This window comes from Cobetia sp. PDI-12MA (genome assembly GCF_059507695.1).
Genome location: NZ_CM183351.1, coordinates 876,868 through 900,665 on the forward strand (window position 1 = coordinate 876,868; position 23,798 = coordinate 900,665).

General features: G+C 62.5%; 18 protein-coding genes. 6 read left to right on the forward strand and 12 right to left on the reverse strand.

Translation table 11 applies throughout. The features are described 5' to 3' along the window. Positions 1–28: 28 nt before the first annotated feature. Together AC5WNI_RS03785 and pilB are read right to left on the reverse strand one after the other, a co-directional pair. Positions 29–1,267, reverse strand: coding sequence for a type II secretion system F family protein (locus tag AC5WNI_RS03785; RefSeq protein WP_368448364.1), 1,239 nt, complete (start codon positions 1,265–1,267; stop codon positions 29–31). A gap of 176 nt (positions 1,268–1,443) precedes the next feature. Then, on the reverse strand, positions 1,444–3,180 hold the full coding sequence (gene pilB / locus AC5WNI_RS03790) for a type IV-A pilus assembly ATPase PilB (RefSeq protein WP_495928719.1): 1,737 nt from the start codon (positions 3,178–3,180) through the stop codon (positions 1,444–1,446). A gap of 559 nt (positions 3,181–3,739) precedes the next feature. Between pilB and AC5WNI_RS03795 the strand changes: the two genes are divergently transcribed. Then, a complete protein-coding gene (locus AC5WNI_RS03795) occupies positions 3,740–4,219 on the forward strand; it encodes a pilin (protein ID WP_495928720.1) in 480 nt (159 codons plus the stop codon). A gap of 45 nt (positions 4,220–4,264) precedes the next feature. Here AC5WNI_RS03795 and AC5WNI_RS03800 read toward each other — a convergent pair whose 3' ends face one another. The 6 genes from AC5WNI_RS03800 to AC5WNI_RS03825 form a co-directional block, all read right to left on the reverse strand. Further along, positions 4,265–4,567, reverse strand: a complete 303-nt coding sequence (locus tag AC5WNI_RS03800; RefSeq protein WP_043332474.1) for a hypothetical protein — start codon at positions 4,565–4,567, stop codon at positions 4,265–4,267. Between the two features lie 171 nt (positions 4,568–4,738). Further along, positions 4,739–6,025, reverse strand: a complete 1,287-nt coding sequence (locus tag AC5WNI_RS03805; protein ID WP_495928722.1) for a cation diffusion facilitator family transporter — start codon at positions 6,023–6,025, stop codon at positions 4,739–4,741. A gap of 69 nt (positions 6,026–6,094) precedes the next feature. Continuing rightward, positions 6,095–7,654 (reverse strand): PhnE/PtxC family ABC transporter permease, encoded by a 1,560-nt coding sequence (locus AC5WNI_RS03810; protein WP_495928723.1) that lies wholly within the window; start codon positions 7,652–7,654, stop codon positions 6,095–6,097. Then, complete coding sequence (locus AC5WNI_RS03815; protein ID WP_495928725.1) at positions 7,644–8,384, reverse strand: ATP-binding cassette domain-containing protein; 741 nt, start codon at positions 8,382–8,384, stop codon at positions 7,644–7,646. Before AC5WNI_RS03815 ends, AC5WNI_RS03810 begins: the two co-directional genes overlap by 11 nt. Before the next feature lie 4 nt (positions 8,385–8,388). After that, positions 8,389–9,270, reverse strand: coding sequence for a putative selenate ABC transporter substrate-binding protein (locus AC5WNI_RS03820; RefSeq protein ID WP_495928726.1), 882 nt, complete (start codon positions 9,268–9,270; stop codon positions 8,389–8,391). A 261-nt stretch (positions 9,271–9,531) separates the two neighbouring features. Then, positions 9,532–10,389, reverse strand: a complete 858-nt coding sequence (locus AC5WNI_RS03825) for a MurR/RpiR family transcriptional regulator (RefSeq protein WP_175088303.1) — start codon at positions 10,387–10,389, stop codon at positions 9,532–9,534. Positions 10,390–10,778: 389 nt separating this feature from the next. On the opposite strand from AC5WNI_RS03825, the gene zwf reads away from it, so the two are divergent. Genes zwf through AC5WNI_RS03840 form a run of 3 tightly spaced genes read left to right on the forward strand, consistent with a single transcriptional unit; the run spans position 10,779 to position 13,682 of the window. Next, positions 10,779–12,269: a glucose-6-phosphate dehydrogenase gene (gene zwf, locus AC5WNI_RS03830; protein ID WP_175088302.1), complete on the forward strand. Its 1,491-nt coding sequence runs from the start codon at positions 10,779–10,781 to the stop codon at positions 12,267–12,269. A gap of 1 nt (position 12,270) precedes the next feature. Beyond that, on the forward strand, positions 12,271–12,963 hold the full coding sequence (pgl, locus tag AC5WNI_RS03835; protein WP_368448375.1) for a 6-phosphogluconolactonase: 693 nt from the start codon (positions 12,271–12,273) through the stop codon (positions 12,961–12,963). A gap of 56 nt (positions 12,964–13,019) precedes the next feature. Next, positions 13,020–13,682 (forward strand): bifunctional 4-hydroxy-2-oxoglutarate aldolase/2-dehydro-3-deoxy-phosphogluconate aldolase, encoded by a 663-nt coding sequence (locus AC5WNI_RS03840; RefSeq protein WP_175088300.1) that lies wholly within the window; start codon positions 13,020–13,022, stop codon positions 13,680–13,682. 265 nt (positions 13,683–13,947) lie between these two features. On the opposite strand, the gene AC5WNI_RS03845 is transcribed toward AC5WNI_RS03840, so the two are convergent. From AC5WNI_RS03845 to AC5WNI_RS03855, 3 genes are all read right to left on the reverse strand, one after another. After that, entirely contained in the window at positions 13,948–15,000 is a 1,053-nt protein-coding gene (locus tag AC5WNI_RS03845; RefSeq protein ID WP_495928729.1) for a ketopantoate reductase family protein, read from the reverse strand. 113 nt (positions 15,001–15,113) lie between these two features. Further along, positions 15,114–17,231 (reverse strand): DNA topoisomerase III, encoded by a 2,118-nt coding sequence (locus tag AC5WNI_RS03850; RefSeq protein WP_285460123.1) that lies wholly within the window; start codon positions 17,229–17,231, stop codon positions 15,114–15,116. A gap of 69 nt (positions 17,232–17,300) precedes the next feature. Then, entirely contained in the window at positions 17,301–19,208 is a 1,908-nt protein-coding gene (locus AC5WNI_RS03855) for a coiled-coil domain-containing protein (protein WP_175088298.1), read from the reverse strand. A 267-nt stretch (positions 19,209–19,475) separates the two neighbouring features. Here AC5WNI_RS03855 and AC5WNI_RS03860 point away from each other — a divergent pair, with 267 nt between their 5' ends. Further along, complete coding sequence (locus AC5WNI_RS03860; protein WP_495928731.1) at positions 19,476–20,414, forward strand: homocysteine S-methyltransferase family protein; 939 nt, start codon at positions 19,476–19,478, stop codon at positions 20,412–20,414. A gap of 143 nt (positions 20,415–20,557) precedes the next feature. Then, positions 20,558–22,384 (forward strand): SEC-C domain-containing protein, encoded by a 1,827-nt coding sequence (locus AC5WNI_RS03865; protein WP_175088297.1) that lies wholly within the window; start codon positions 20,558–20,560, stop codon positions 22,382–22,384. 159 nt (positions 22,385–22,543) lie between these two features. Here AC5WNI_RS03865 and AC5WNI_RS03870 read toward each other — a convergent pair whose 3' ends face one another. Then, positions 22,544–23,788 carry a glycosyltransferase family protein gene (locus AC5WNI_RS03870; RefSeq protein ID WP_495928733.1) on the reverse strand — a complete coding sequence of 415 codons (1,245 nt, stop codon included), beginning with the start codon at positions 23,786–23,788 and terminating at the stop codon, positions 22,544–22,546. Positions 23,789–23,798: the final 10 nt, after the last annotated feature.

The window sequence follows — 23,798 nt, forward strand, 5'->3', positions numbered from 1 at the left end:
AAAGCATCTTTCGAGTGCAGGCCGCGCTCTAAATCGCGTTGCCCAGCTCGAAGATGGGGAGATACATCGAGACCACAAGCCCGCCCACCAGGGTGCCTAGCACCACGATGATCAAGGGCTCCAGCAATGAGGTCAGTGCATCTACCTTGTTGTCGACATCTTCTTCGTAGAAATCCGCCACCTTGTTGAGCATGGCATCCAGCGAGCCGGACTCCTCGCCAATCGCTACCATCTGTACTGCCAGTGTCGGAAACAACTGTGTATTGCGCATGGCGAAGTTTAGCTGCTGGCCGGTAGAGACATCTTCCTTGATCTGGGCAATGGCACGCTCGTAGACCTTGTTGCCTGAGGCGCCGGCGGCAGTATCTAGCGATTCCACTAACGGAACCCCGGCCTGGAAGGTCGTGGCCAATGTGCGTGAGTAACGAGCGACAGACGATTTATCCAGAATATCGCCGAGTACCGGTACCTTGAGCATGAAGCGGTGACTGGCGTAGGCAAACTTGTCAGAGCGCTTGATCCCCTGCGCAATGAGTACGACGGTCAGGATTATCGCGCCTAACGCAACATACCAGTAATTCTGCGCGTACTCCGACAAGGTGATCGTCAGCTGGGTAAATGCAGGCAGCTCTGCGCCGAAGCCCTGAAAAAGACTTTCAAACTGTGGGACTACCTTGATCAAGAGGATGGCTGTTACCCCGATCCCGACGCCGATCACGGCGATAGGGTAATACAGGGCTTTCTTGACGCGCGCCTTGAGTGAATCAATCTTTTCTTTATAAGTTGCGACGCGGTCGAGCATCTTGTCCAGGGCGCCAGCTTGTTCGCCGGCTTCAACCAGATTGGCAAACAGGTTATCAAAGTGCTGGGGGTGTTTGCGTAAGGCTTCCGAAAAGCTGGCGCCTGCTCCCACCTGATTCATCATGTCTTCGACCAGATGACGCATACCTGGACTCTTCATGCTTTCAGCCACGATGCCAAATGCCTGCAGTACCGGTACGCCAGCACGGATCATAGTCGCCATCTGACGGGCGAACATGGTGACATCCTTGCCACTGACCTTCTTGCTGCCGCCAAACAGGGAGGACTTCTTGCGCAAACGCTTGACCACGATGCCCTGGCTGACCAACGTGTTCTTGACCTGATCGACGTTGGCCGACATCAGCTCGCCCTTGACGTTTTCACCGCGCGAGTTCTTGCCAGACCATTGCCAGGTCTCAATGCCCGCTTTTTTCTTGTCTTTCTTGGCAGTTCTAGGAGTTGCCATGTCAGTTATCGTTCCCTGATAAATGGGGAGCAGGCATTGAAGGTCGAGCCATGATCAATGCCTGGGTCATCTTGTCTTCAATGTGCCTGATGACTGAGCAAAAGTCAGCTATCTGGCGTATTGATCACTGTCAGTCGCCATAGGTAACCGTGACATGCGTGGCCTGCAACAGTGACTCAGTCCTTGGTGATGCGATTGACTTCTTCCAGTGAGGTCATGCCCGACATCACCTTGCGCAAGCCGCTACGTCTCAGGTCTGAAAGCCCTTCCTTGCGTGCCTGGTCTGCCAGCTCGATGGCGGTGCCCTCACGCATGATCAAGCGACTCATCTCATCCGAGATCGGCATGACTTCATAGATGCCGACTCGTCCCTTGTAACCCAGCGTGCACTGACTGCAACCGACCGGGCGGAAGATGGTTGCGGCCTCGAGTTCTGCTGCGCTGAAGCCATTGTCTTCACTGAAGCCCATCGAGGCCATCGCCTCAGGCGGAATCTCTGCGGGCTGACGGCAGTGGGTGCACAGGCGACGCGCAAGGCGCTGCGCGATGATCAACGAGACAGAGCTCGCGATGTTGAAAGGAGCAATCCCCATGTTGCTCAGGCGAGTCAGTGTCTCGGGTGCTGAGTTGGTGTGCAAGGTAGAAAGTACCAGGTGACCGGTCTGGGCTGCCTTGACAGCAATCTCGGCGGTTTCCTTGTCACGAATTTCCCCCACCATCACCACATCGGGATCCTGGCGCAGGAAGGCGCGCAAGGCCGAGGCGAAGTCCAGGCCGATCTTGGGCAGCACATTGACCTGGTTGACCCCTTCCACTTTGAGCTCGACCGGGTCTTCCGCCGTCGAGATATTGCGCTCCGGTGTATTGAGGATATTCAAGCCGGTGTAGAGCGTCACTGTCTTGCCGCTACCGGTAGGCCCAGTGACCAGAATCATGCCCTGTGGCTGATCCAGCGTCTTCTCGAACATGGCGCGCTGTTCGGGTTCGAAGCCCAGCGCTTCGATGCCCATCTTGGCCGAGCTGGGGTCGAGAATACGCAGCACCAGCTTCTCGCCATACACGGTGGGCAGTGTATTGACACGGAAGTCGATGGAGCGGGACTTGGACAGGCGCAATTTGATTGCACCATCCTGCGGTAAACGGCGCTCGGAAATATCCATGCGTGACATGACTTTCAGGCGCGCCGAGATACGATTGCGCATATTGAAGGGCGGCCGAGTATTCTCGATCAACATGCCATCGATACGAAAACGAATGCGATAGGTGGATTCGTAAGGCTCGAAGTGGATATCCGAGGCACCACGCTTGATGGCATCCAGCAGTACCTTGTGAACGAAACGCACTACCGGAGCGTCATCACTGCTGGCCGTGATGGCCATGTCGTTTTTGTTATCTTCTTCGCCTTCGAAATCCAGCCCATCAAGCGCTTCGCCATCCTCGCTCAGCATATCCATGGCGCTTTCTTCGCCGGCTTCCAGGTACTGCTCCAATGCTGGCGTCAGCTGGTCGGCGGCGACCAGGACACTCTCGATCGACAAGCCGGTGGCAAACTGCAGTTCATCTAGATGCGTGAGGGTTGATGGTGAGGGCACACCGACGGTCAGGCGATGCTCACGGCGATAGAGAGGCAATACCCCCAGCTTGCGCAGGACCTTTTCGGGCAGCTCATCGATGGAAGGCAGTGAGTCGATGCGAACAGCATCGAGATCTACATACGGAAGACCGTATTCCCAGGCGGCCGCCAATGTCGCGTCACGTGCCGTCACCAGGCCGTGCGCGATGATATGCAGTAACAGGCTCTCCCCTGCCTCATTGGCTTCCTGCTCAGCTAGCTGTGCTGCCTGTGGCTCGAGCAGGCCAGAGTCGACCAGTCGAGCGGCAAATCCTTTTAGCGTGTGTTCTGGCTGGGGCATGACACTCTTCCTGTTGCAGTTGCCGATGGGCCTACTCTGACTGATTCAAACGTGAAGCATGCGCTGATGCGCTGCGTGCGTACTTTGCCGCAGTAAGCCATCGTATTTATGAAGAGTGTAGCTGGATTGCCCTGCGCTAGGAATGGCGCATTCATGACACTAGAAGGGGGTAGAGTTAGTGGAAGGGAGGTAGCCAAACACTGTTGGGTCGGGAGTAACGTTGAAGCGCGACTGGGACTCGATCACAAAGTTTTTATGTTCGTTGCTTGCAATGTCACCGAGTGTAATCTATTGTAACAACCAAGCAGCCGTCAGCGCCGCCAAGCAAGCGTCTTGCGACATGGCAATGGCACCTGTTCTGTGGCTGTGGTATCACTCGTCCCGTCCGGTCGACACCCCGTGATATCAAGATGTTATGCTGACGAAGATGTTGTTGGGAATATTAGAAACAAGCACCCATACTGACATCTTCATATAACATCCTGATAGTCAGGGAAGGTAACCGGGGTTTCAGGACGTACGACCTGATCTCACTACGCAAATGCAAGGGAGTCACACCATGACACGCAAGCAACAAGCTGGTTTTACGTTGATCGAACTTATGATCGTTGTGGCGATTATCGGTATTCTGGCGGCTATCGCGATCCCGCGTTATCAGGATTACACTGCGCGAGCGAGAGTCACAGAGGGCTTGAACTTGGCGGCTGCAGCGAAAACTGCTGTATCTGAGAATGCATATAATGGATCTGCAGCTCTAGACACCGGCTATACTTCACCAGCCAGCGGTACTCTTAAGAATGTAGATACTCTTAGTGTTAATGAAGATACAGGAGTAATTACCATAGAGTATAATGATAATGTGTCGACAGCAGATAATGGAGATGCTTTGGTATTAGTGCCAACGTCTGGTGGTGATGCGCTTGTGGCAGGTACTGTACCTACAGATGCAATTCGCTGGGATTGCTTCGCTGCTGGTAAAGCAGATGCTCCAGCTGGAGCAGATTTGCCAGCTAACTTAGCCCCTGCAGAATGCCGTTAAAAAAACCGCCCTCCGGGGCGGTTTTTTATTGGAGACAAGAAACTATCAATAAAGCGCTTCTTCTTCCTCCACCACATCCTTCAAGAGCTCCAGGAATAGCTTGTCCGCATCGGAGTGCTCTGCCGGATCTTCCGGAATATGGATACTGGTAGTGTCAGAAATCTCGTTGGCGATGATGGCCAGCACCGCTTGCTCATTCTTTCCTTGTTCTGCCCCTTCCTTGAGGCGCGCTCGCGCCACGACCAGTGACTGCTCGAGAATCTTCGGGTCTTGCAGCAGTTTGCGGATGAAGCCTTTCAGCTCACTGATGATGCGTGTCTTGTGCATTTCGCCGGATGCGTTGCTCATGGCGTGCTCCTTGTCTGGTGGATGTCTGTCTTTGAGTTCAGCGTGAATCCTGGTCTAGATGACGATGCCTGGAATGCCTTTGAGCGCTTTTGAACGTTGATGGGGCATCCCAAGCCTGCCTCTGAAGTGCAGGATGCCATGCCTGCCTTTGCCTGCAGTGTAACCCACACGTCAGCGCTGGTGGATATGTGACATCACACCGATCTCCAGCTTGCCAAACCACTCAAGATCCGCTGCGAGGCGTTCCATCTCGGCGATTGATGCGTTGCGTGAGTCAGCGTCGTGGTTACATTGCTGAGCCGTTTCCGAGATGGCTTGCGTAGCACAACCCGGCAACTCCAGCAGGATATCCACATGCGGGGCTGGCGAGTCGGTATCAGTAGACGCGGTGGCATGGTTGACGTAATGCAGGATGAGGCCGCTGCGCGCCTGCCAGAGGGGTGATTGCTGCCAGCATCCCTCGAGTGCGGCGATGATGTCGCTGCGCAGGGGCAGGGGCTGCTTCAGCGTGGGCTGCGCCAGGCTAACCTGGCCGAGATGCGAGTCGTCTTCGGGGTCGATGTGATAGAGCACGTCACTGAGCTGAGGGAATTCGGCCTTGAGGCGAGCCACGGCATGATGGCCGATGGCATGGCCTTCCGAGACGCTGATGCGTGGCGCGACCAGCAGGTGGACTTCCAGCACGATACGGCCGGCCAGCGTACGGCTGCGCAGGTCATGCGCACCGCGTACTTCCGGCAGTGACAGCAAGCACTCACGCATGGCGTGTTGCTGCTCACGTGGCAGGGCGGTGTCGATCAGTTCGCGTGAGGCCTCCCAGGCCAAGGAGGCGCCGATCTTGCCCACCATCACGCCAACGACGACCGCCGCGATGCCATCCAGCCAGCTGGCCCCCAGCTGGGTACCGATCAGCCCTACCAGCACCGCCACGGTGGAGAGCGCATCGCTGCGCGAGTGCCAGGCATTGGCCTCCAGCAGCTTGGATTTCTGCTTGCGCGCGACTTTCAGCGTGGCGCGGAAGATACCTTCCTTGCCGAGCAGCGAGACAACCGCTATACCGATGCCCAGCGCGCCGGGCAATGGGATGGTCAGTGAGCCGAACATCAGCTCCCAACTGCGCAAAATGCCTTCCCAGCCAATGGCGCCCGCCACGGCCAGCAGCAGACTGCCGAGCACCAGGGTGCCGAGCGTCTCGATGCGCTCATGCCCCCACGGATGTGAGCGATCCGGCGCCTGGCGGCCGTAGTGAGTCGCCACCAACACGAAGGCATCCGTCACCAGGTCTGACAGGGAATGGATGCCATCGGCGATCAGTGCCTGCGAGCCGACCAGCTTGCCGATGACGAGCTTCGCGACCCCCAGCACGCCATCCAGCGCCGCGCCGATCAAGGTGATGCGCTGTGCTTCACGCTTGGCGCTTGCCGTGCTGGCAGCATCTGCAGGTGACGATTGAGGCATGGGAAGGCTCGCTCAAAGGGGAGTCGGGTGCGTCATGGAGTCAGCGCCTACTCCTGCGCAGGGCAGGAGTCAGCGCACGCAGCTGTCTTCAGAGATCTCGCCGCTGGGGCGCAGGCGCCGCGCGAGGCTGTCAACGCCGATATTGAGTATGGCGGTGAGCACCAGCAAGGCAAATGCCTGATCAAACATCAGGTATTCGAAGCTCGAGTCGATATGGAAGCCCAGCGTCACCACCCCCAGCATGCCGAGAATGGCCGTCTCGCGAATGATGGTCTCGGCGCGGTAGAGCAGCAATGCGAACATGCCGGGAGCGACGCGCGGGTTGAGCTCATAGAGCCAGCATTCGAACTTGCCCTGCGGGCGACTGGGCGGCAGCTGAATCTGGTTGGCATGGCGAGCACACAGGAAGGCGATGATCGCGCCGTTGTGCAGCGCTAGCGCCAGCCAGGCGGGCAGCAGCGAGGGCCCCAGCAGCAACAGCAGGATGAAGGCCAGAATCAGCTCCGGCGTGGTGCGCAGGAAGATCAGCAGGCCGTTGGTCGAGTGTTGCGAGAGACGGTTGCCCACATGGCGGCTGGCCAGCGGCCATAGCAGCATGGCGATCAGCAGACTACCGGCGGTGCCCAGCAGGCCGAGCAGCAAGGTATTGCCGATGGCGGGCAGCAGATCGGGCAGGTGGCTGGCCCACTGCAGCAGGCCTGTCGCAAGCTCGCCCGAGATCAATGTCTCGAATGACGCATTGACCAGCGGCGCCGGCCAGATGTCATGGCTGATGAAGCGCCACAGCAGAGTCGGGCTGACATCGGGCCATGGCCCCAGCCACCAGAGGCTGGCGATGGCCAGCACCGGCAATACCCGACGGTGACCCCACCATGGGAGCGTGGCGATCAGCAGATAGAAGATCCATAGCAGGGCGCCCGCCTCTGCATAGCGGCCCTCGCGAAAGGCGCTTTCCAGATAGAAGCCCAGCGTGGGCAAGCCGACGAAACCCAGCAGAACACTGGCGCGCAGTCCGCATTCGAAGCGATAGCGGGTGTAGCTGGCCATGCGCCGCCACGCCATCGGCAGTTCTGCATACACAAAGCGCATCGCGCGCGAGCTGGCCCAGGGCAGTGCCTTGAGCGGCGCCTGTGGCAGTTGTTCGAGAATCTCGGCATAGACCTTGGCGAAGGTCGCTGCATAGGGAATCGTGATCGCCGCCAGCGCCGTGGCGGCCGATAGCCCGAACACCTGCAGCAACAGCAGTGCCCAGAACAGCTCGTGCACCGCACGCAACCCGGCGCAGACACCCCGCAGCAGGCGCGAACGAGAGTAGACCAATGCCAGCGACAGCCCGATCAGTGCGCCTAGCAGGGTGCCCCATAGCGCGAAGGCGATGGTCAGGATCAGAGCGTGCAACGGGGATTCCAGCGCGCCGGGAGCCGGCGATGCCAGACCCGCCAGCATGCGGCCCAGTTCCTGCCAGGGATCGCGCGAGGTAACGGAGAGATCGGCGAAGGGCACCAGTACCAGCATGGCGATGACCAGACCACCACCGAGGCGCAACAGGCGCGCACCGTCACTGCGTGCCTGCCACCAGCGAGGGGGGCGACGTAGCTCTGCCGTCATGGTGGAGGGGTCAGCTGACATCGGATGACTCGCGGGTCGCCGCAGCGGGGTACAGGAAGTCCAGGTCGGCGGGCGTCAGTCCGTCGGTCGCGACATCCAGCAGCACCTGACCTTGACTATGGCCCATGCCATCAGTCTGCTTGCCAAGCCCGATCACGCGCGTGAAGTGAGTGAGTGCCAACTCGCGCTGATGAAGTGCTACCACGCTGGTGGTGTGACGAGCATGAATCAGCTGGATCAGCTGGCTGGCCTGATGCGGGTCCACGCTTGCGACTGGCTCGTCGCCGAGGAACAGATCATGGCCCTGATAGAGCGCGCGTGCGATGGCGACACGCTGGCGCTGACCGCCGGAAAGCGCCTCGACGGAGCGCTCCATCAGATCGGCGATACCCAGCGGTTCGCACAGTTCGGCGACCGCCTGCCAGTGAGCCGGTTTCGGGCGCAGCAGATTGAACAGGTTGGTCAGCCGTGAGTGCTGGTCCAACCGGCCCATGAAGATGTTGTGGTAGACCGACAATTGCGGCACCAGTCCCTGGCGTTGAGGGCACCAGGCGGCTGCTACGTCGCGCTGTTGCAGCGCGGCGCGCAGGGCTTCCAGCAGCGTGGACTTGCCTGCGCCACTGGCGCCGAGCAAGGCGATGCGCTCGCCCGGCAGGAGACGAATATCCAGATCACGCAGGACCACCTCGGCGCCATGGCCGAGGTGGTCCTGCGAAAGGTGCAGCAATGGAGAGGGTGTTTCCTGGGTCATGAGCTCAGCGCAGCAGACCGAGCTGCTCGCCGACGGTCTTGATCGGTGCGTAGTCATCGTTGCTGGCCGGAATGAAACCGGAGCGCGGGAAGCTCTCGAGCAGGTCCGGGTCCTTCATGTCCAGCAGTGCCTTGGTGACATGGGCGGTGAAGTCCGCGCCGAAGTGGCTGTCGGCATCGCCACGAATCGTCCACTGATAATCCGGGTAGGCCGGCGTCTGCCACAGCACCTGCACCTTGCTCGGGTCGACCTTGCCGTCCTTGACGGCGGCTTCCCACACCGCGAAGTTGACCGCGCCGACGTCATAGGTGCCGGCGGCGACCAGTGCGATGGTACGTGAGTGATCGCCGGAGAAGCCGACGCGGCTGAACAGGGCGTCCGGTGCCTGCTGGAACTGCTCGCGCAGATAGTATTCCGGCATCAGGCGGCCTGAAGTGGACGTCTTGGCGCCGAAGGTGAAGGAATGGCCTTCGACGGAGTCGGGAAGGGTGTCCAGCGGCTCGGCGGCATCGCCGGCCAGCTTGAGGTCGCGACGCGCGATGAAGTAGCTGCGGAAGGCGGCATCTTCCACGCCCTGTGCGATGGCGACGGAGCCCGGCACCATCTGACGTGCCTGAACGCCTGTCAGGCCGCCGAACCAGGCCATCTGGATCTGATCATTGCGGAAGGCGCTGACCGCGGCGCTATAGGACTTGACCGGCACATACTCGACATCGACCCCCAGCTTCGCTTCCAGATAGTCAGCGACCTTGTCGAAACGCTCGACCAGGCGTGACTCATCTTCATCCGGAATCGCCGTGAACTTGAAGGTGTCGGCCTGAGCCAGACTCATCGTCACGGGAAGGGCGGATATCAGGGTCAGAGCAGCAGTGGCCAGCCAGCGCATGGGAAGCATCCTCAGCATTCACGACATGAGACATCATGCGGTGAACACCGCATGTCAGGGAGTATGGCGCGTATTGTTGTGTCTTGATCACGCGGGTGCAAGCCCCGCGCCATCCCTGAAGGATCGCTCAAGTGACGCGGAAGGGTCAGCAACGCGCCGAATGGCCTCGCAGGAAGCGCTCATCTGCTCTGGCTGGGACTGATGACGCCGAGCCTGGTGCTGGTGATTTTCAGAAAGTGCTCATGGCGTCCAGACAGGTGCTCAAGATTCCGGTGGGAAGCGGGTGTCCTTCAAGCTGTCCTTGATCTTCTTGAGGTGCTGCTGGAAGTCTTCCCCACGGCGCAGCGTCACGCCGGTGGCCAGCACGTCGATCAAGGCCAGGTGGATCATGCGTGAGGTCATCGGCATATAGATATCGGTGTCTTCCGGTGCCATGACTTCCAGTACTTCGGTGCACTCGCGCGCCAGCGGAGAGTCCGGTGCGGTGATGCCCAGTACCGCGGCGCCATTGCTGCGTGCGAGCTTGGCGATATCGACCAGCTCGCGGGTGCGTCCAGTGTAGGAGATGATCACGATCACGTCGCCGGTATGGCAGGCGGCAGCCACCATGCGCTGCATGAGCACGTCTTCATAGGCCATGACCGGCAGGTTGAAGCGGAAGAACTTGTGCTGGGCATCCGCCGCCACCGGGCCTGAGGCGCCAAGGCCGAAGAAGCAGATCTGCTTGGCCTGGCTCAGGTAGTCGACGGCGCGTTCGATGCGTCTGGGATCCAGTGCGCGTCGGGCATCGTCCAGCGCCGCCACGGTGGCGCCGAGAATCTTGTCGCCATAGGACGCGGCATCATCGTTCTGTTCGACACTGCGCGACACGTAGGGCGTGCCGCCGGCAAGGCTCTGGGCCAGCTTGATCTTGAAGTCGGGGAAGCCCTTGGCATCGAAGTTGCGACAGAAGCGGTTGACGGTGGGCTCGCTGACCAGCGAGGCCTGAGCGAGCGCCGCGATGCTCATGCCGGTGGCCGCAGCCGGGTCCGCCAGAATGACGTCGGCGACCTTGCGCTCGGAGCGGTTGAGCTCGTCGAGACGTTCACGGATGCGATTGATGAGGTCGTGTACTGCCATTCGCCTGTTACCCTGCCATTGTGTAGTGAAATAACTACGTAATCTGGGCATCCTAGCCTCACTCGTCTGGTAGGCCAAGCATCTCTTTGGGTCACTTGCTGATCCAGGGGCGCGAAGGACGAGGTGGAGGCGAAAGCGCCGCTGACTACCACTTTTAGGTAAGTTTACCTATTTGTGGGGCGAATTGTCTTGAGTGACAGCGTCGTTATCGCTACATTTGTTGTTAATATAACCAGCCATGTATCGCCAACGCCTTCCCGGTGCCGTGTGTCATTCGAGCCTCTCCTCGCCGCGCCAGCCTGCGCAGCTTTCAGGAAGCGGGTTCGATGTCGCCCACCTTGTCGGTCATTTCGGCATACAGGGCAGTTTCGACGGGAGAAATCGGCGGCATGAGTTCCGACATCATTCCGGGCGTGGATATTGCCCTGTTCGGCGCCTTGGGCGACCTCGCCAAGCGCAAGCTGTATCCAGCCCTCTATCACCTCGACCGTGACGGCCTGCTCGAGAAGGCAACCCGCCTGATCGGTCTGGCGCGTCAGGATGTCAGCCTCGAATCCTTCAAGGACACCGTGCAGGCGGCGCTCAAGGAGCGCGTCAAGCCGGAGCACCTCGAGAAGGAATGCATCGAGCGCTTCCTCTCTCGCATCAGCTACGCGGCACTGGACTTCAGCACCGTGGAAGGCTATTCCGCGATCGCCGATTGGCGAGTGGATGACAAGGGCAAGCCATCGCCGCGCCCGCTGATGATCTATCTTTCCGTACCGTCGCGTATCTACGGCGATATCAGCAGCAATCTGCAGGCGGCGGGCTGCCTCGACGAGCACTCGCGTGTCGTGGTCGAGAAGCCGATCGGTTCTGATCTGGAGAGCTCGCGCGTCGTCAACGACGCGATCGGCGCCGTCTTCCACGAATCCCAGATCTATCGCATCGATCACTATCTGGGCAAGGAAACCGTCCAGAACCTGATCGCGTTGCGCTTCGCCAATCCGATGTTCGGCAATCAGTGGAATCAGAACCAGATTTCCCACGTCGAGATCACCGTGGCGGAAAAGGTCGGCATCGAAGGTCGCTGGGGTTACTTCGATCAGGCCGGTCAGCTGCGTGACATGGTGCAGAACCACCTGCTGCAGCTGCTGTGCCTGATCGCGATGGATCCGCCGTCCAACCTGGACGCAGACGCCATTCGTGACGAGAAGGTCAAGGTGCTCAAGGCGTTGCGCCCGATCACCGGCGAGCGTCTCAACACGGATCTGGTGCGTGGCCAGTACATCGCGGGTGCCGTCGACGGCCAGCACGTGCCGGGCTATCTCGAGGAAGAGGGTGCCAACACCGAATCCCAGACCGAGACCTTCGTGGCCTTCAAGACCGAAGTCTCCAACTGGCGCTGGGCCGGTGTGCCGTTCTACCTGCGGACCGGCAAGCGCATGCCGGAGAAGCTGTCACAGATCGTGATCCACTTCCGTCAGCAGCCGCACTATATCTTCGATCCGGACCAGCGCTCGCTGGCGGCCAACAAGCTGATCATCCGTCTTCAGCCGTCCGAAGGCATCTCCCTGCAGGTGCTGACCAAGGATTCCGGTCTCGACAAGGGCATGCGTCTGCGCCCGGGCCCGCTGGATCTCGACTTCAACAGCGCCTTCCCCAAGCGCCGTATTCCGGAAGCTTACGAACGTCTGCTGCTGGAGGTCATCAAGGGCCAGCAGTATCTGTTCGTGCGTCGTGACGAGATCGAACACGCCTGGCGCTGGGTCGATACCCTCATCGATGGCTGGGAATCTCGCGCTGCCACGCCACGCCGTTATCCGGCCGGCTCCTGGGGGCCCGTCTCCTCGATCGCGATGATCACGCGCGATGGTCGCAGCTGGTATGAGGAGTATTGAGATGAGGGCCACCGTGACTGAGCAGGACCCGCGCGGTCAGACTGCACACTCTCTCGCCGAGTATCTGGCCGCCGCCTTGCGGGCTGATCTTGACGTTGATCCGTCAGCGCGTGCGCTGCTGGTGGTTTCCGGCGGCTCCACGCCCAAGCCGCTGTTTGCCGCGCTGCGCGACAAGCCGCTGGACTGGTCGCGGGTCGATATCACCCTCGCCGATGAGCGCTGGGTGAGCGAAGACGCCGATGACAGCAATGCACGTTTCGTGCGTGAGCACCTGCTGAGCGGCGCGGCCAGTGCCGCCACTTTCCATCCGCTGACCAACGCCGAGGCAGAGCCGGAAAACGGTTGCGCAGAAGTGAGTGCTCGCATCGCGGCGCTCCCCTGGCCGGCCTCCGCGCTGATTCTCGGCATGGGCGGCGATGGCCATACGGCCTCGCTGTTCCCGGATGGTGACCGTCTGCAGGAAGCGCTGACCAGTGCGGATTGCTGTGTGCCGATGCGAGCACCCAGCGTGCCGCAGGCGCGTATCACGCTGTCCCTCGAGCGTCTGCGCCAGACGCGTCGTACCGTGCTTCACCTCACGGGGACCGACAAGCAGGCCGTGCTGTCGCGCGCGCTGAGCGATGTCGAGGCGGTCAGTGAACTGCCGATTCGTGCCTTCCTGTCCGCGCCGCTGGCGCTTTACTGGGCCCCCTGATCACATCGGCCGCGGCCAGCCACAAGGGAGGCTGGCCGCGGCACAAGGAGAACGCCATGAGCTTTGAAAAACAGCTTCCGTCGACTCGCACCACCGAGATCGACAGCATCTGCCAGAAGGCCTCCGTGCTGCCGGTGATCGCCGTCGAGCGCATCGAGGACGCCGTACCGCTGGGCAAGGCCCTCTACGAGGGTGGCCTGACTGTACTGGAAGTCACGCTGCGTACCGACTGCGCGTTGGAAGCCATCCGTCTGATGCGTGAAGCGCTGCCCAATGCCAGCATTGGTGCCGGCACCGTGTTGACTCCGGAACAGTATCGCCAGGTGGAAGAGCTGGGCGTCGACTTCATCGTCACGCCGGGCACCACCGAAGCGCTGTACCAGTACGGCGTGACCAGCAGCGTGCCGATGCTGCCGGGCGTCGCGACCGTCTCGGAGCTGATGACGGGCTGGCAGTACGGTTACCGTCGCTTCAAGTTCTTCCCGGCGGAAGCTTCGGGCGGCGTCAATGCGATCAAGTCCTTCGGTGGCCCGATCAGTGAAGCACGCTTCTGCCCGACGGGTGGCATTTCTCTGAGCAATGCCGCTGACTATCTCGCGCTCAAGAACGTGATGTGTGTCGGTGGTAGCTGGGTCGCGCCGCAGAAGCTGATCGATGCGGGTGACTGGGATGGTATCCGCGCGCTGGCGCGTGAAGCCTCAGAGCGTTTCCACCGCTGAAGCCTGATATCTGGATGAGTGCTCTTTCGACTCAGCGCTCGCGAGCCGCTGCGCAGGCAACTACGCGAGCACTGAGTCCTGGCCATTGATCCAGCGGTTGCCTGTCAACGTCATGCACGTCGTGCTTGAGGCTGACAGGCTGCCAGTATTGCTCTCTCTCGACAGCTTGGCTGTTGCTTGTGACCCGTCTCTCGCGAGGCGGGTCTTTTTTGTGCGCGTCATCTGGCGGGCTGGCGAGTCAGGTGGGCTGGTCGTGATGCCGGTTTCAGCGCTGCGGCGTGCTCAGCTGGTGGTAGAGGTCATTCAGCAAGGGCAGGGCCAGGCCATGTCGGGAGGCAGTGCTGCGCAACGGGCCAAGGATCGCCTCGACCTCGGTAGGGCGACCGGCCAGCACATCCTGCAGCATCGAGGCGCGATTGTTGGCGGTCGCGCGGATGACCTGTTCGACCAGCGCCTGCCAGCCTTCCCCCGGAGCAGGGATGCCTTCGCTATCCAGTACCGTGCTGATCTCCTCGACAGCCTGGCGCACCATTGGCGCAAAGGGCTGGTCGCGCAGCTGGCCATTGCGAATGCGATAGCGTGCCACCAGGGGATTGATCGCCGCATTGATCGCCAGCTTGTGCCACAGACGAGTCTGGATGTCCGATGTCCGTTCGCATGCAAACCCTGCTGCTCTGAGCCAGTCACATTGCAAGAGAGCGGCCTGATGGGACTGGCGGCCGGGGTCGCCGTCGCCGTCACTTTGCCATGCGCCCAACCAGGTGTGGCCGCGCCCGGCGTGTTGCACGCCAAGGTGCTGGAGGTCATCCGCGGTCGCGTCAGTGCCAGGCGTCGCGCTGGCGCCAGTCTCGGCTGGCAGCCAGGCGCCTTCGGTGGTGCTGGCGCATAGCAGGTTGGCGTGGCGTTCGGCCAGCCACGGCTGAGCGCTCAGGCCATTCTGCCAGCAGGTCACGGGTGTCTCGGGCGTGATATGTGGTGCCAGTTGCTGCCACACGGCGGGTACGCCGTGGGCCTTGGTCGTCAGCCAGATGGCAGAGGGCTTTCTGGATGGCAGGCCTTGTAGTGTGTCAATTGTTGAATAGATTATCTTTTCGATAACAGATAGTGCTTCAGGTGTAGTCATCTCGAGCGCGACCACTTGCCCCGCCATCACCTGGCGTCCCAGCAGCAAGACACGCGGTAGCGCGGATGTTCCCTGCTCACGAAGCTCTCGCTGGCGTGCTGCCATCAGCGAAGTCGCCAACAGGCGCCCGATGGCACCCGGGCCGATGATCCATAGCCAGTTGTCTTCCGGATCAATCATTGTGTGCGTATCCATCCTCATGTCATCTGCCATCTGTCATCGGGGAGATGAGCAGGGCAGGTTGGAAAAGAGAGGAGCAATACCCCTGCCCGCAGGAGGAGGCCGCTTGTACTCCACCTGACCCGCTGTCAGCTATCGGTCTTGCGCCGTGACCCAGTCGCTCGCTTGCGGGAGCTTCTGGATGAGGCACTTTTACGAGAAGCACCGTCCGTAGTGCTGCCAGCAGCAGCCTTTCCTGACGCACTGCCAGACGCGCGCTTCTTGTAGGATGTGGCCTTGCGACGCGAACCGCCCTTGCCACCGCCCTTGCGCGGCGCGGGTGTCGCACCGCCGACGCTGGCCAATGCCGTGCTCAGACGACTGGCGGAGCTATCGGCGAGCAGCGCACGCAGATCCACGATCAGATCGCTCAAGAAGGGCGCCGCCGGGTCGCCTTGCTCGTGGATCATGCTCAGGCGTTGCTCCCATTGTGCGGTGCGCTCCGGGCGCGACACGGCGGGCGGCAGGGCATGAATCAGCGCGCGGCCGATACGCGTCGAGCGCATCGCCTGGCCCTCGCGCACCAGATAGCCGCGATTGATCAGGGTCTCGAGCATGCCGGCGCGTGTCGCCTCGGTGCCCAGGCCATCCACATCGCGCAGCGTGCGCCGCACCGCTTCATCCTCGACGTAGCGTGCGATGTTCATCATCGCCTGGATCAGGCTGGCGTCATTGAAGGGCTCCGGCGGGCGGGTCTCCTTCTCCTCGATACCGCAGTCGAGCACGCAGGCCGGTTCGCCTGCCGTCAGGGCGGGCAGTGGCGGCGGGGTCTTGTCATCGGCGGCTGCGTTCCTGTCAGCTGCCTCCCTGGTCTCCGCCGTGCGCTGGAACAGCACCTTCCAGCCCTCGTCGATGACGCTGCGGCCACTGGCGCGGAAGGGCTCCTTGGCGAAGCGCAGTTCGACCTTGACCTCGCGATAGCGATAGGCCGGATAGAACTGGGCCAGCACGTTGCGCGTGATCATGCGATAGAGGTTGGCTTCATCGCGAGAGAGGCGCGCATAGTCCGGTTCACGCCCGGTCGGCGCCAAGGCGTGGTGTGCGCTGACCTTGCTGTCATTGAAGGCACGCGAGCGCAGACTGAAATCGGCGCCGCCACTGAAGCGCTCAAGCTCGCGGTCGCCCACGCAGGCGCTGATCATCAGATTGGCCATTCCGGCGTGATGTTCGCGCGGCAGATAACGGCAATCGGAGCGCGGGTAGGTGATCAGCTGGTGACGCTCATAGAGCGCCTGGCAGGTGTCGAGTACCTTCTGGGCCGGCAGGCGAAAGCGGCGCGCAGCATCGACCTGCAGCGCCGAGAGCGAGTAGGGCAGCGGTGCGGGTTGAGACTTGTCGCTGGCCTCGACACTTTCGACATGGCCATCGCCGAGGGTGGTCAAGGTCGCGAGATGGCGGGCGAGGCGCTCGGCGGGGCGGCTATCCAGCAGGCGACCCTTGTCATCCAGCGGTAGTGGGGTGCCCTTGTCCGCCAGGCGTTGCAACCAGGGCGAGCTGGGCGCATGCCACCAGGCCTTGAAGCTGCCCGCCGCCACACCAGCCTCGATCCACAGCGGAAAGAAGGCGCGGGGCTCGAAGGCCTCGATTTCCTCGTCACGGCGCACGACCAGCCCCAGCAGCGGCGTCTGCACACGACCCACCGACAGGACACCGTCGTGGCCAGCCTGGCGCCCGGTCAATGTCCAGGCGCGGGTCAGGTTCATGCCATATAGCCAGTCGGCGCGCTGTCGCGCCAGCGCGGCTTCATAGAGCGGCTGCCAGCGCTGATTGTCGTCCAGCTTGTTGAGGGCACGGCTGACGGCGGGGCGGTTCATGTCACTGATCAGCAGACGCTTGACCGGCCCGCGCCAGCGCATGTGCTCCAGTACTTCCTGCACCAGCAGCTGGCCTTCACGGTCAGGGTCACCGGCATGCACGACCTCATCGGCCAGCTTGAGCTGCTCGCGGATGGTCTTGAGCTGACCGCGCGCCTGGCTGCGCGGCTTGAGTTTCCATTGCTCGGGGATGATCGGCAGATGATCCAGCGACCAGCGCTTGAAGCGCTCGTCGTAGTCATCCGGCGGGGCCTGCTCCAGCAGGTGGCCGATGCACCAGGTGACACGGGTGTCACCGGCATCGATATAGCCGTCGCGCTTGCTTGAGCGTCCGGGCAGCGCCTCGGCAATGGCGCGGGCGAGGCTGGGCTTTTCGGCGATGATCAGACGCATCGGGCATCCTGCGGTCAAAGGCTGTCGATATGATGATCCATACAGTATGCCGTTGGCCCGAGGCAGGGATCAATCGTCGTCGAGCGCACGACGTGCCTGGACGAGGGCGCGATACCAGTCGCGATTGGCGGTCTGGATCAGCGGTGGGCGATTGGAGAGATAGCTGACCGGGTGGTGGTCGGTGGGCTGATAGTTGCTGAGCATGTTGAGTGTCGCTTCACGGGCGCCGAAGGTGTCGCGCAGGAACTCGATGGCCAGCGGCTCCAGCTCGACGCGGTAGTGGCGCACCAGCGCGATGGCCAGTGATTCGGCGGTGCGTGACAGGTCATCGTCGATCTCGCGCACCATGGCGCTGCCCAGGGCCGCCTTGGCTGCCGCGGACTGATTGGGCTCCAGCTGGCCGAAATAGGCAGCGTTGGAGCCATTGATGGCGCGCTGCACGGCCGGGCGTGACAGGTGTATGTGGGGCTCCAGTGCGAGGGCGATCTCGACCGCCATCGCCTTGGCCTTGTCGACACCGACCCGCAGCACCGTCTCGCGGGCCTGGTAGGCGATCTCGCTGTCGACGCGCTTGATGCGGCTCTCGTTCAAGTGATCGGCCAGATGCTTGCAGACCTCCGCCTTGGCTTCATCGTCCAGCGCGATGGTCTTTTCCTGGATGCGTAGACCGCGGCGGCCAGGGCCGACCCGCAGGCGGGTGGCGTCATCGGACATCTGTGAGGCGATGTTTTCCCAGCGCTTGGACATCTTGAGGAAGACGGCGTGGCTGCGCCCGACCTGCTCGTAGGCATTGGTCACCGTCTTGTAGAGGCGGATGGCGTTGGTGAGGATGTCGGCGCGCGAGCGCAGCGCGGCGCGGTGTTCACGATCGCCCTCATTGACCGCGATCGCCAGATGCGTCACCTGCTCGGCAAGGGCGTCCATCGCCTGGGTGGAGCGCTCCAGCAGTACCTCGGCGCGCAGGCCGGAGGCGGCATCCTCCACCAGGGTGCCGGACTGCTCGGCCAGATAGACCGTCAGCGCCTTGAGGCGTGACAGGCCGGTGGCCTGACGAATGCGATAACGCGAGCGGGCATGCTCGAGGTTGTCCAGTGCGCGCGCCAGCTTCCAGCGGCCACGGTATTCGAAAGTCAGCAGCGGAATCTTGCGCCCGCTGATCAACTCGAAGGCCAGAATCAGCATCTCCTCCACGTCCTGCAGGGTCATCAGCAGGTCGTTGTCCTGCTCGATGGCGGCCAGCACACGCTCGATGAAGTTCTCGTCACGCGGCACGCCACTGTGCAGGTCGGGCGCGCGCCCTTCGAAGCGCTCACGCAGCAGGCCGATGGCCTCGGGGGCCAGCTCGGCCAGCTCATTGAACTGGGGTTCGAGCCATTCACGGTTGAGGCTGTTCATGTCGCGGATACGCGCATGCAGGCCCACGCGACGGTAGACGTCGATCTGGCTGATGATGCGCGCGGCATCACGGTCATCGAGCAGCTCCAGCGCTGCCAGCTCGACTCCCTCCGGCGCCAGGTCCTGCTTGCGCAGCAGCATGGCCGCCGCTTCACGCCGGCGGGCATCGCCTTCGAGGCTCTCGACGATCAGATTGCGCGTGGCGAGGATCAGCTCCGGCACGGTGTCGATCACGCGTTCGATCTTGGCTTCGGTGCGGTCATAGCGCCGTGAGCTGGTCAGATTGTGGGCGATATTGGCCACGATGCCCGCGACACCGGTGATGACGGTGTAGGAGATGAAGAAGATGTAGTTCTCGAAGGTCGGTTCCTTGCCGTAACCGAGCAGATAGCCGCCCCAGGCGCCGATCAGCGTCACCGGGCCTGCGGTCCACAGGATCTGCATCAGGCTCACCGACCAGGGCACACGCTCCACGGCCTGGGTAATGCGGCGAATCTCGTCGCGGCCCTCACGCTCCAGACGTACCTGGGGCGCGTCATTGGCAGTGTTGGCTCGGGGACGAAAGGGGCTCGGCAACAGCAAGGCAGGCTTCCTTGATTGAACGGGGTGGGGCATCTGGCGCGACATGGGCTGCCGAGAGGTTCGTGAGCACGAGCCTCGAGCGCAGCGCGGGGCAAAGAATGCCGTCAACAGTAGCATTGGGCAGCCTTTTGGCTCCAGTGAGCAAGGGCCGCAAGCGGGTCGAGCGTGGTAGAATTTCGCCCGCCACTGACTGGCCAGCGGGTCTCGCCAGGTCGTCAGGCTCACGCTAGGACATCAAAAAGCTCTGGAGGTTGTGTGGAACGAGTCTTGGAAGCAGGAAAGGGGGCAGGCGACGGGGCTGAAGTCGTGCTGCTGGACGGCGGCATGGGACAGGAACTGGTGCGCCGTAGCGGTCGTGAGCCGACGCCGCTGTGGTCGTCTCAGGTGATGCTGGACCAGCCTGAGCTGGTGCGTGACCTGCACCTGGATTTCATTCGTGCCGGCGCGCGTGTCATCACGCTCAATACCTACACGGCCACGCCGCAGCGTCTGGGCCTGGCGGGTGTCGGCGAGTCGATCGCGGCGATTCATGCCGCGGCTGGCAAGGCCGCGCGGGATGCCATCGCCCTGAGTGGCGAGGCGGACGTGCGCGTGGCGGGTTGCCTGCCGCCGTTGGTCGCCACCTATCGCCCCGATGTCGCGCCGAGTGCTGACGAATCCCTTGCCAGCTATCGCCGCCTGGTGGAATTGCAGGCGCCGCTGGTCGATGTCCTGCTGTGTGAGGCGCTGTCTTCCTGCGTCGAGGCTCGCGCCGCTGCCACCGCCGCACTCGAGAGCGGCTTGCCGGTGTGGGTCTCGCTGACGGTGAAGGATGATCTGACCGCGACCCTGCGCAGCGGTGAGCCGCTGGCAGACGCGATCAGCATGCTCCAGGAGATGGGCGTGGACGCTGTCCTGATCAATTGCAGCGCGCCGGAAGCCATTCAGGGTAGTCTGGAAAATCTGCTGGCCAGCCCGCTGCCGACCGGCGCCTATGCCAATGGCTTCACCTCCATTGCGGAACTCACCCCCGGCGGCACCGTCAAGGACCTCAAGGCGCGCGAAGACCTGGGGCCGGAGCAGTACGCAGCGCATGCGCTGGGGTGGGTCAATGCCGGCATTCGTATCGTCGGCGGTTGCTGCGAGGTGGGCCCGGCGCATATCGCCTGTCTGGCCGAACAGCTCAGGTCAGCAGGTTATCGCTGCGTCAGCCGCTTGAGTGAGTGAACGATGAGGGGCGAGGCTTCCTCGTGATAGACTTCGCCCCTTGATTCGCAGGTTCTGACGGGCACCGCGCCTGAGGAAACGCCGAGGTGGCGACCAGAATGCGGTGCCTGCAGGGCTGTGAAACGCTTTTCTAGGGAGATGCCATGCTTGCCGAGTGGGTCGAACGGCTCTTGAGTTACGCCAGTGGGGCACTTGATGCCATCCGCGCCGATGAATCCTTTCCTGCCTTCATGCAGTGGGCGCATTCGGAGGGCGTGAACTACAGCGGTGGCGACGAAGCGCTGGCGGTAGCGCTGGCGCCGGTGCTGTGGAGCCAGACTCCGCTGGTGCGACTCGACTTCGCGCGCGAGTCGTTGGCACCGCCCGGGCGCAACGAGCCTTGCTGGTGTGACTCGGGTCGCAAGTACAAGCAGTGCTGCGACAAGGTGCAGCTGCCGGCGATTCCGGACCATCTGATGTGGATGCTGTCGCTGCGCGAGTTCAAGGGCGAACAGCTCAAGGCGGCGCTGGCCTCCGGTCTCGCGCCGGCGCAGGCGCTGCTCGAGGCGGGGTTGATCAGCGCCGAGAGCGGCAATCGCGGTCGGGCTCAGCAGATCATGGAGGCGCTGTTCGATACCAGCGACTGGTCGCGCCTGCCCGAGCAGGCCGAGCCTGGCTTCGAGCTGCTGCTGGATCTCTATCAGGAGCGCGGCTTCACCCGCAAGAAGGCGCTGCTGCTCGATGAGGTGCTGGAGCGTGGCCCTGCCTTCCTGCGCGGCGTCGCCTTGGAGCACCAATGTCTGCTGCATCTGGACAGCGATGATCTCGGCTCGGCGCGCGCCGCCTTCATTCGTGCCCAGCAGACGCTGCCCGATTCGCCGACGCTTGCCTATATCGAAGCCATGCTGCTGCTGCACGAGGGCCAGCCGGAAGAGGCGCAGGATCGCGCGCGCTTCTGGTGGCGTCGTCTGTCCAAGCAGAAGGACATCGAGCCCGGTCAGCTGGAATTCCTGGCGGATCTGGCCGAAAACCCGCGTGCCACGCTCGCCGAGCAGATGGTCAATTCCGATGAGTCCCTGTCGGATTCACTGGCCGCCCTGCAGGCGCTGTTCGAGGTGATCGAGCATCCGCCGCGTCTGGCGCTGGAAACGCAGGAAGATGGCAGTCTGCTGTTCCGTCAGAATGCGGAGCAGGCCGTGACACTCGGGCTCTGGGAGGCGGTCTTCCCGGCGCGTATCGAGGAAGAGGCGGCACTGGCGCTGGATATCGATCCCTGGGATGTCCAGGACCCCAACGAATGGCTGCAGCAGCTGTGCGCCAGCCCCGAGTGGCTGGACGTTCCGTCGGTGTGTCAGGGGCTGATCCTGGCGCTGGCCAGTCGCTTCGGTAGCCTGCCGTGGATGTCGGACACCTTCTTCGTGCCGCTGGCGCAGCGCTTCGATCGCTGGCTCGATCAGATCGAACAGGCCGGCGGCCTGTTGCGCTGGGAAGATGGCGACAACGCCCAGTTGCTGCGCTGTGGACTGGGGCTGGTGATCGGCATGGAGCGCGGTGAGCGCGAGCGTTCGCGCCAGCTGGCGGAGCGCCTGCTCAAGCTCGACGAGGAAGACAGCCTCGGCCTGCGTGAGCTGGTATTGGATCAGTTGCTGCGCGAAGGCCGCAACGACGAGGCCGTGACCCTCGCCGAGCATGATATCGAGCGACGTGCCGTCGATGAGGAAATGCCGTTGTTGGGCATCCTGATGGGCCAGGTGCTGGCGCTCTACCGACTGGGGCGCGACAAGGATGCCGAGCAGGCACTCGAGATCGTGCGGGAAGCCAATTCGCATCTGATCAGCCTGCTGCTGGCGGAGCATCCGCGGCCAGTGAGTCTGGCGGTGGAAGCGCCGGAACCCGGCACGCGTGGCGAGGCCTGGCAGTACCGCACCCTGATGCGGGACCAGTGGAAGCGCAGCGAGGGCGCGCTTGCCTGGCTGGCCAAGCATCGCTGAGTCGGTGTCAAAGACCGCTCATGCTACCTGGCGAGTGATCGCAAGCGCTCGTATGACGAAGTCCGTATGAAAAAAACCGCAGTGCCACGGCACTGCGGTTTTTTTGTGTCTCGTCCTGTAGCGCGAGGCGAGTTCAGGGGGAAGCATGAACGGGCGCGATCACTGCTGCTTGCCTTGCTGGCGCAGACGCCAGGCTTCGCGAAGGGCGCTGCGAAGCCCCGGCGTCTGGCCGACCTGGATGGCCTCCAGCGTCGCAGCGAAGGCATCCGGTGTGGCGCGCCAATCCGGGGGCTGGATGGCGCCTGCACTGCTGATGCCGACCCTGTCCAGAGGCGGTGGCGAGCGCTCGGGCAGTGCCCCGAAGAGCCGCATGCGGCTGTCCTGCACCTGGCGAAGGCGATGGCGAAGCTCCTTGTAGCGTGAGCCGAAGGGGCGTGTGGCCAGGGAAATCAGGGCCGCCAGAACCCGTTCTTGCCATTCAGGGCGTGCCGGGTTGCGGTAGGCGACGCCGCGTTGCGAGGCGGCGCCTGCCTGACGGCGGTCCTTGAGCCAGTGCGGGGCCGTACTGTCGAGTGCCTCGCCCTCGAACAGGATGCCGGCGTTGACCTGCTGGCCACCGTGTACGCGGGTGAAGGGCAGGATGACGCAGTCCTCGAGCATGGCGCCTTCTTCCACGTAGCTGCCCTGTTCGAGGCAGCAGTATCCCTTGAGCAGCACGCCGGGCTCCACATGGGTGGTGATGCCGGCGAAGCCACCAGTGAGGCGCGATTCATCCAGGCGGGTTGCGCCGGCGGCGTAGTAGACGTGGTGCAGGTCCTGCTCGCCGGGCAATACCCCACGCTCACCGTGCGGTGTCAGGCCTGAGTCATCGGCATCGAGTGCCTGCATCACCAGGGTGTGATAGTGCGACAGCGAAGCCAGCAGGGCCGGCCCCAGCCGGGGGTTGTCGCGCAACTCCGGCCAGTGCAGGCGAGCGAGAGACGGGTCTGCCACGCTGGCTGGCTGGCAGACCGGCGCGCCTGACGCCATGGCCTGCTCGCTGATCGCGAGGCTGTCATCCTGGAACCACTCCGGCATCAGCAGCACATCGGCGCGCAGCACCGGAGCAGGCAGGGCGGCCATGGCGCCGAGCCGCTTGATCTGCTCGCGCGGGTCTCGCTCGCCGGGCATCGGCAGTATGTCGAGATCAATGCCCCAGCGTGAGCCATCGGCAATACGCGCGCGGAACCACTCGGGGTCACGGGCGATGATCAGGCTGATGTGCGTCACGCCTCGTCCGACCAGCAGGTCGAGGTTGCGCTCCAGCACGCTGCGTCCGGCGATCGGCAGCAGCGCCGGCGAGTAACGGCGGTCAATCGGCGCGACTTCCTGGCCGAGGCGGTCCGCCAACAGGAGCACATGCATTGCACACCTC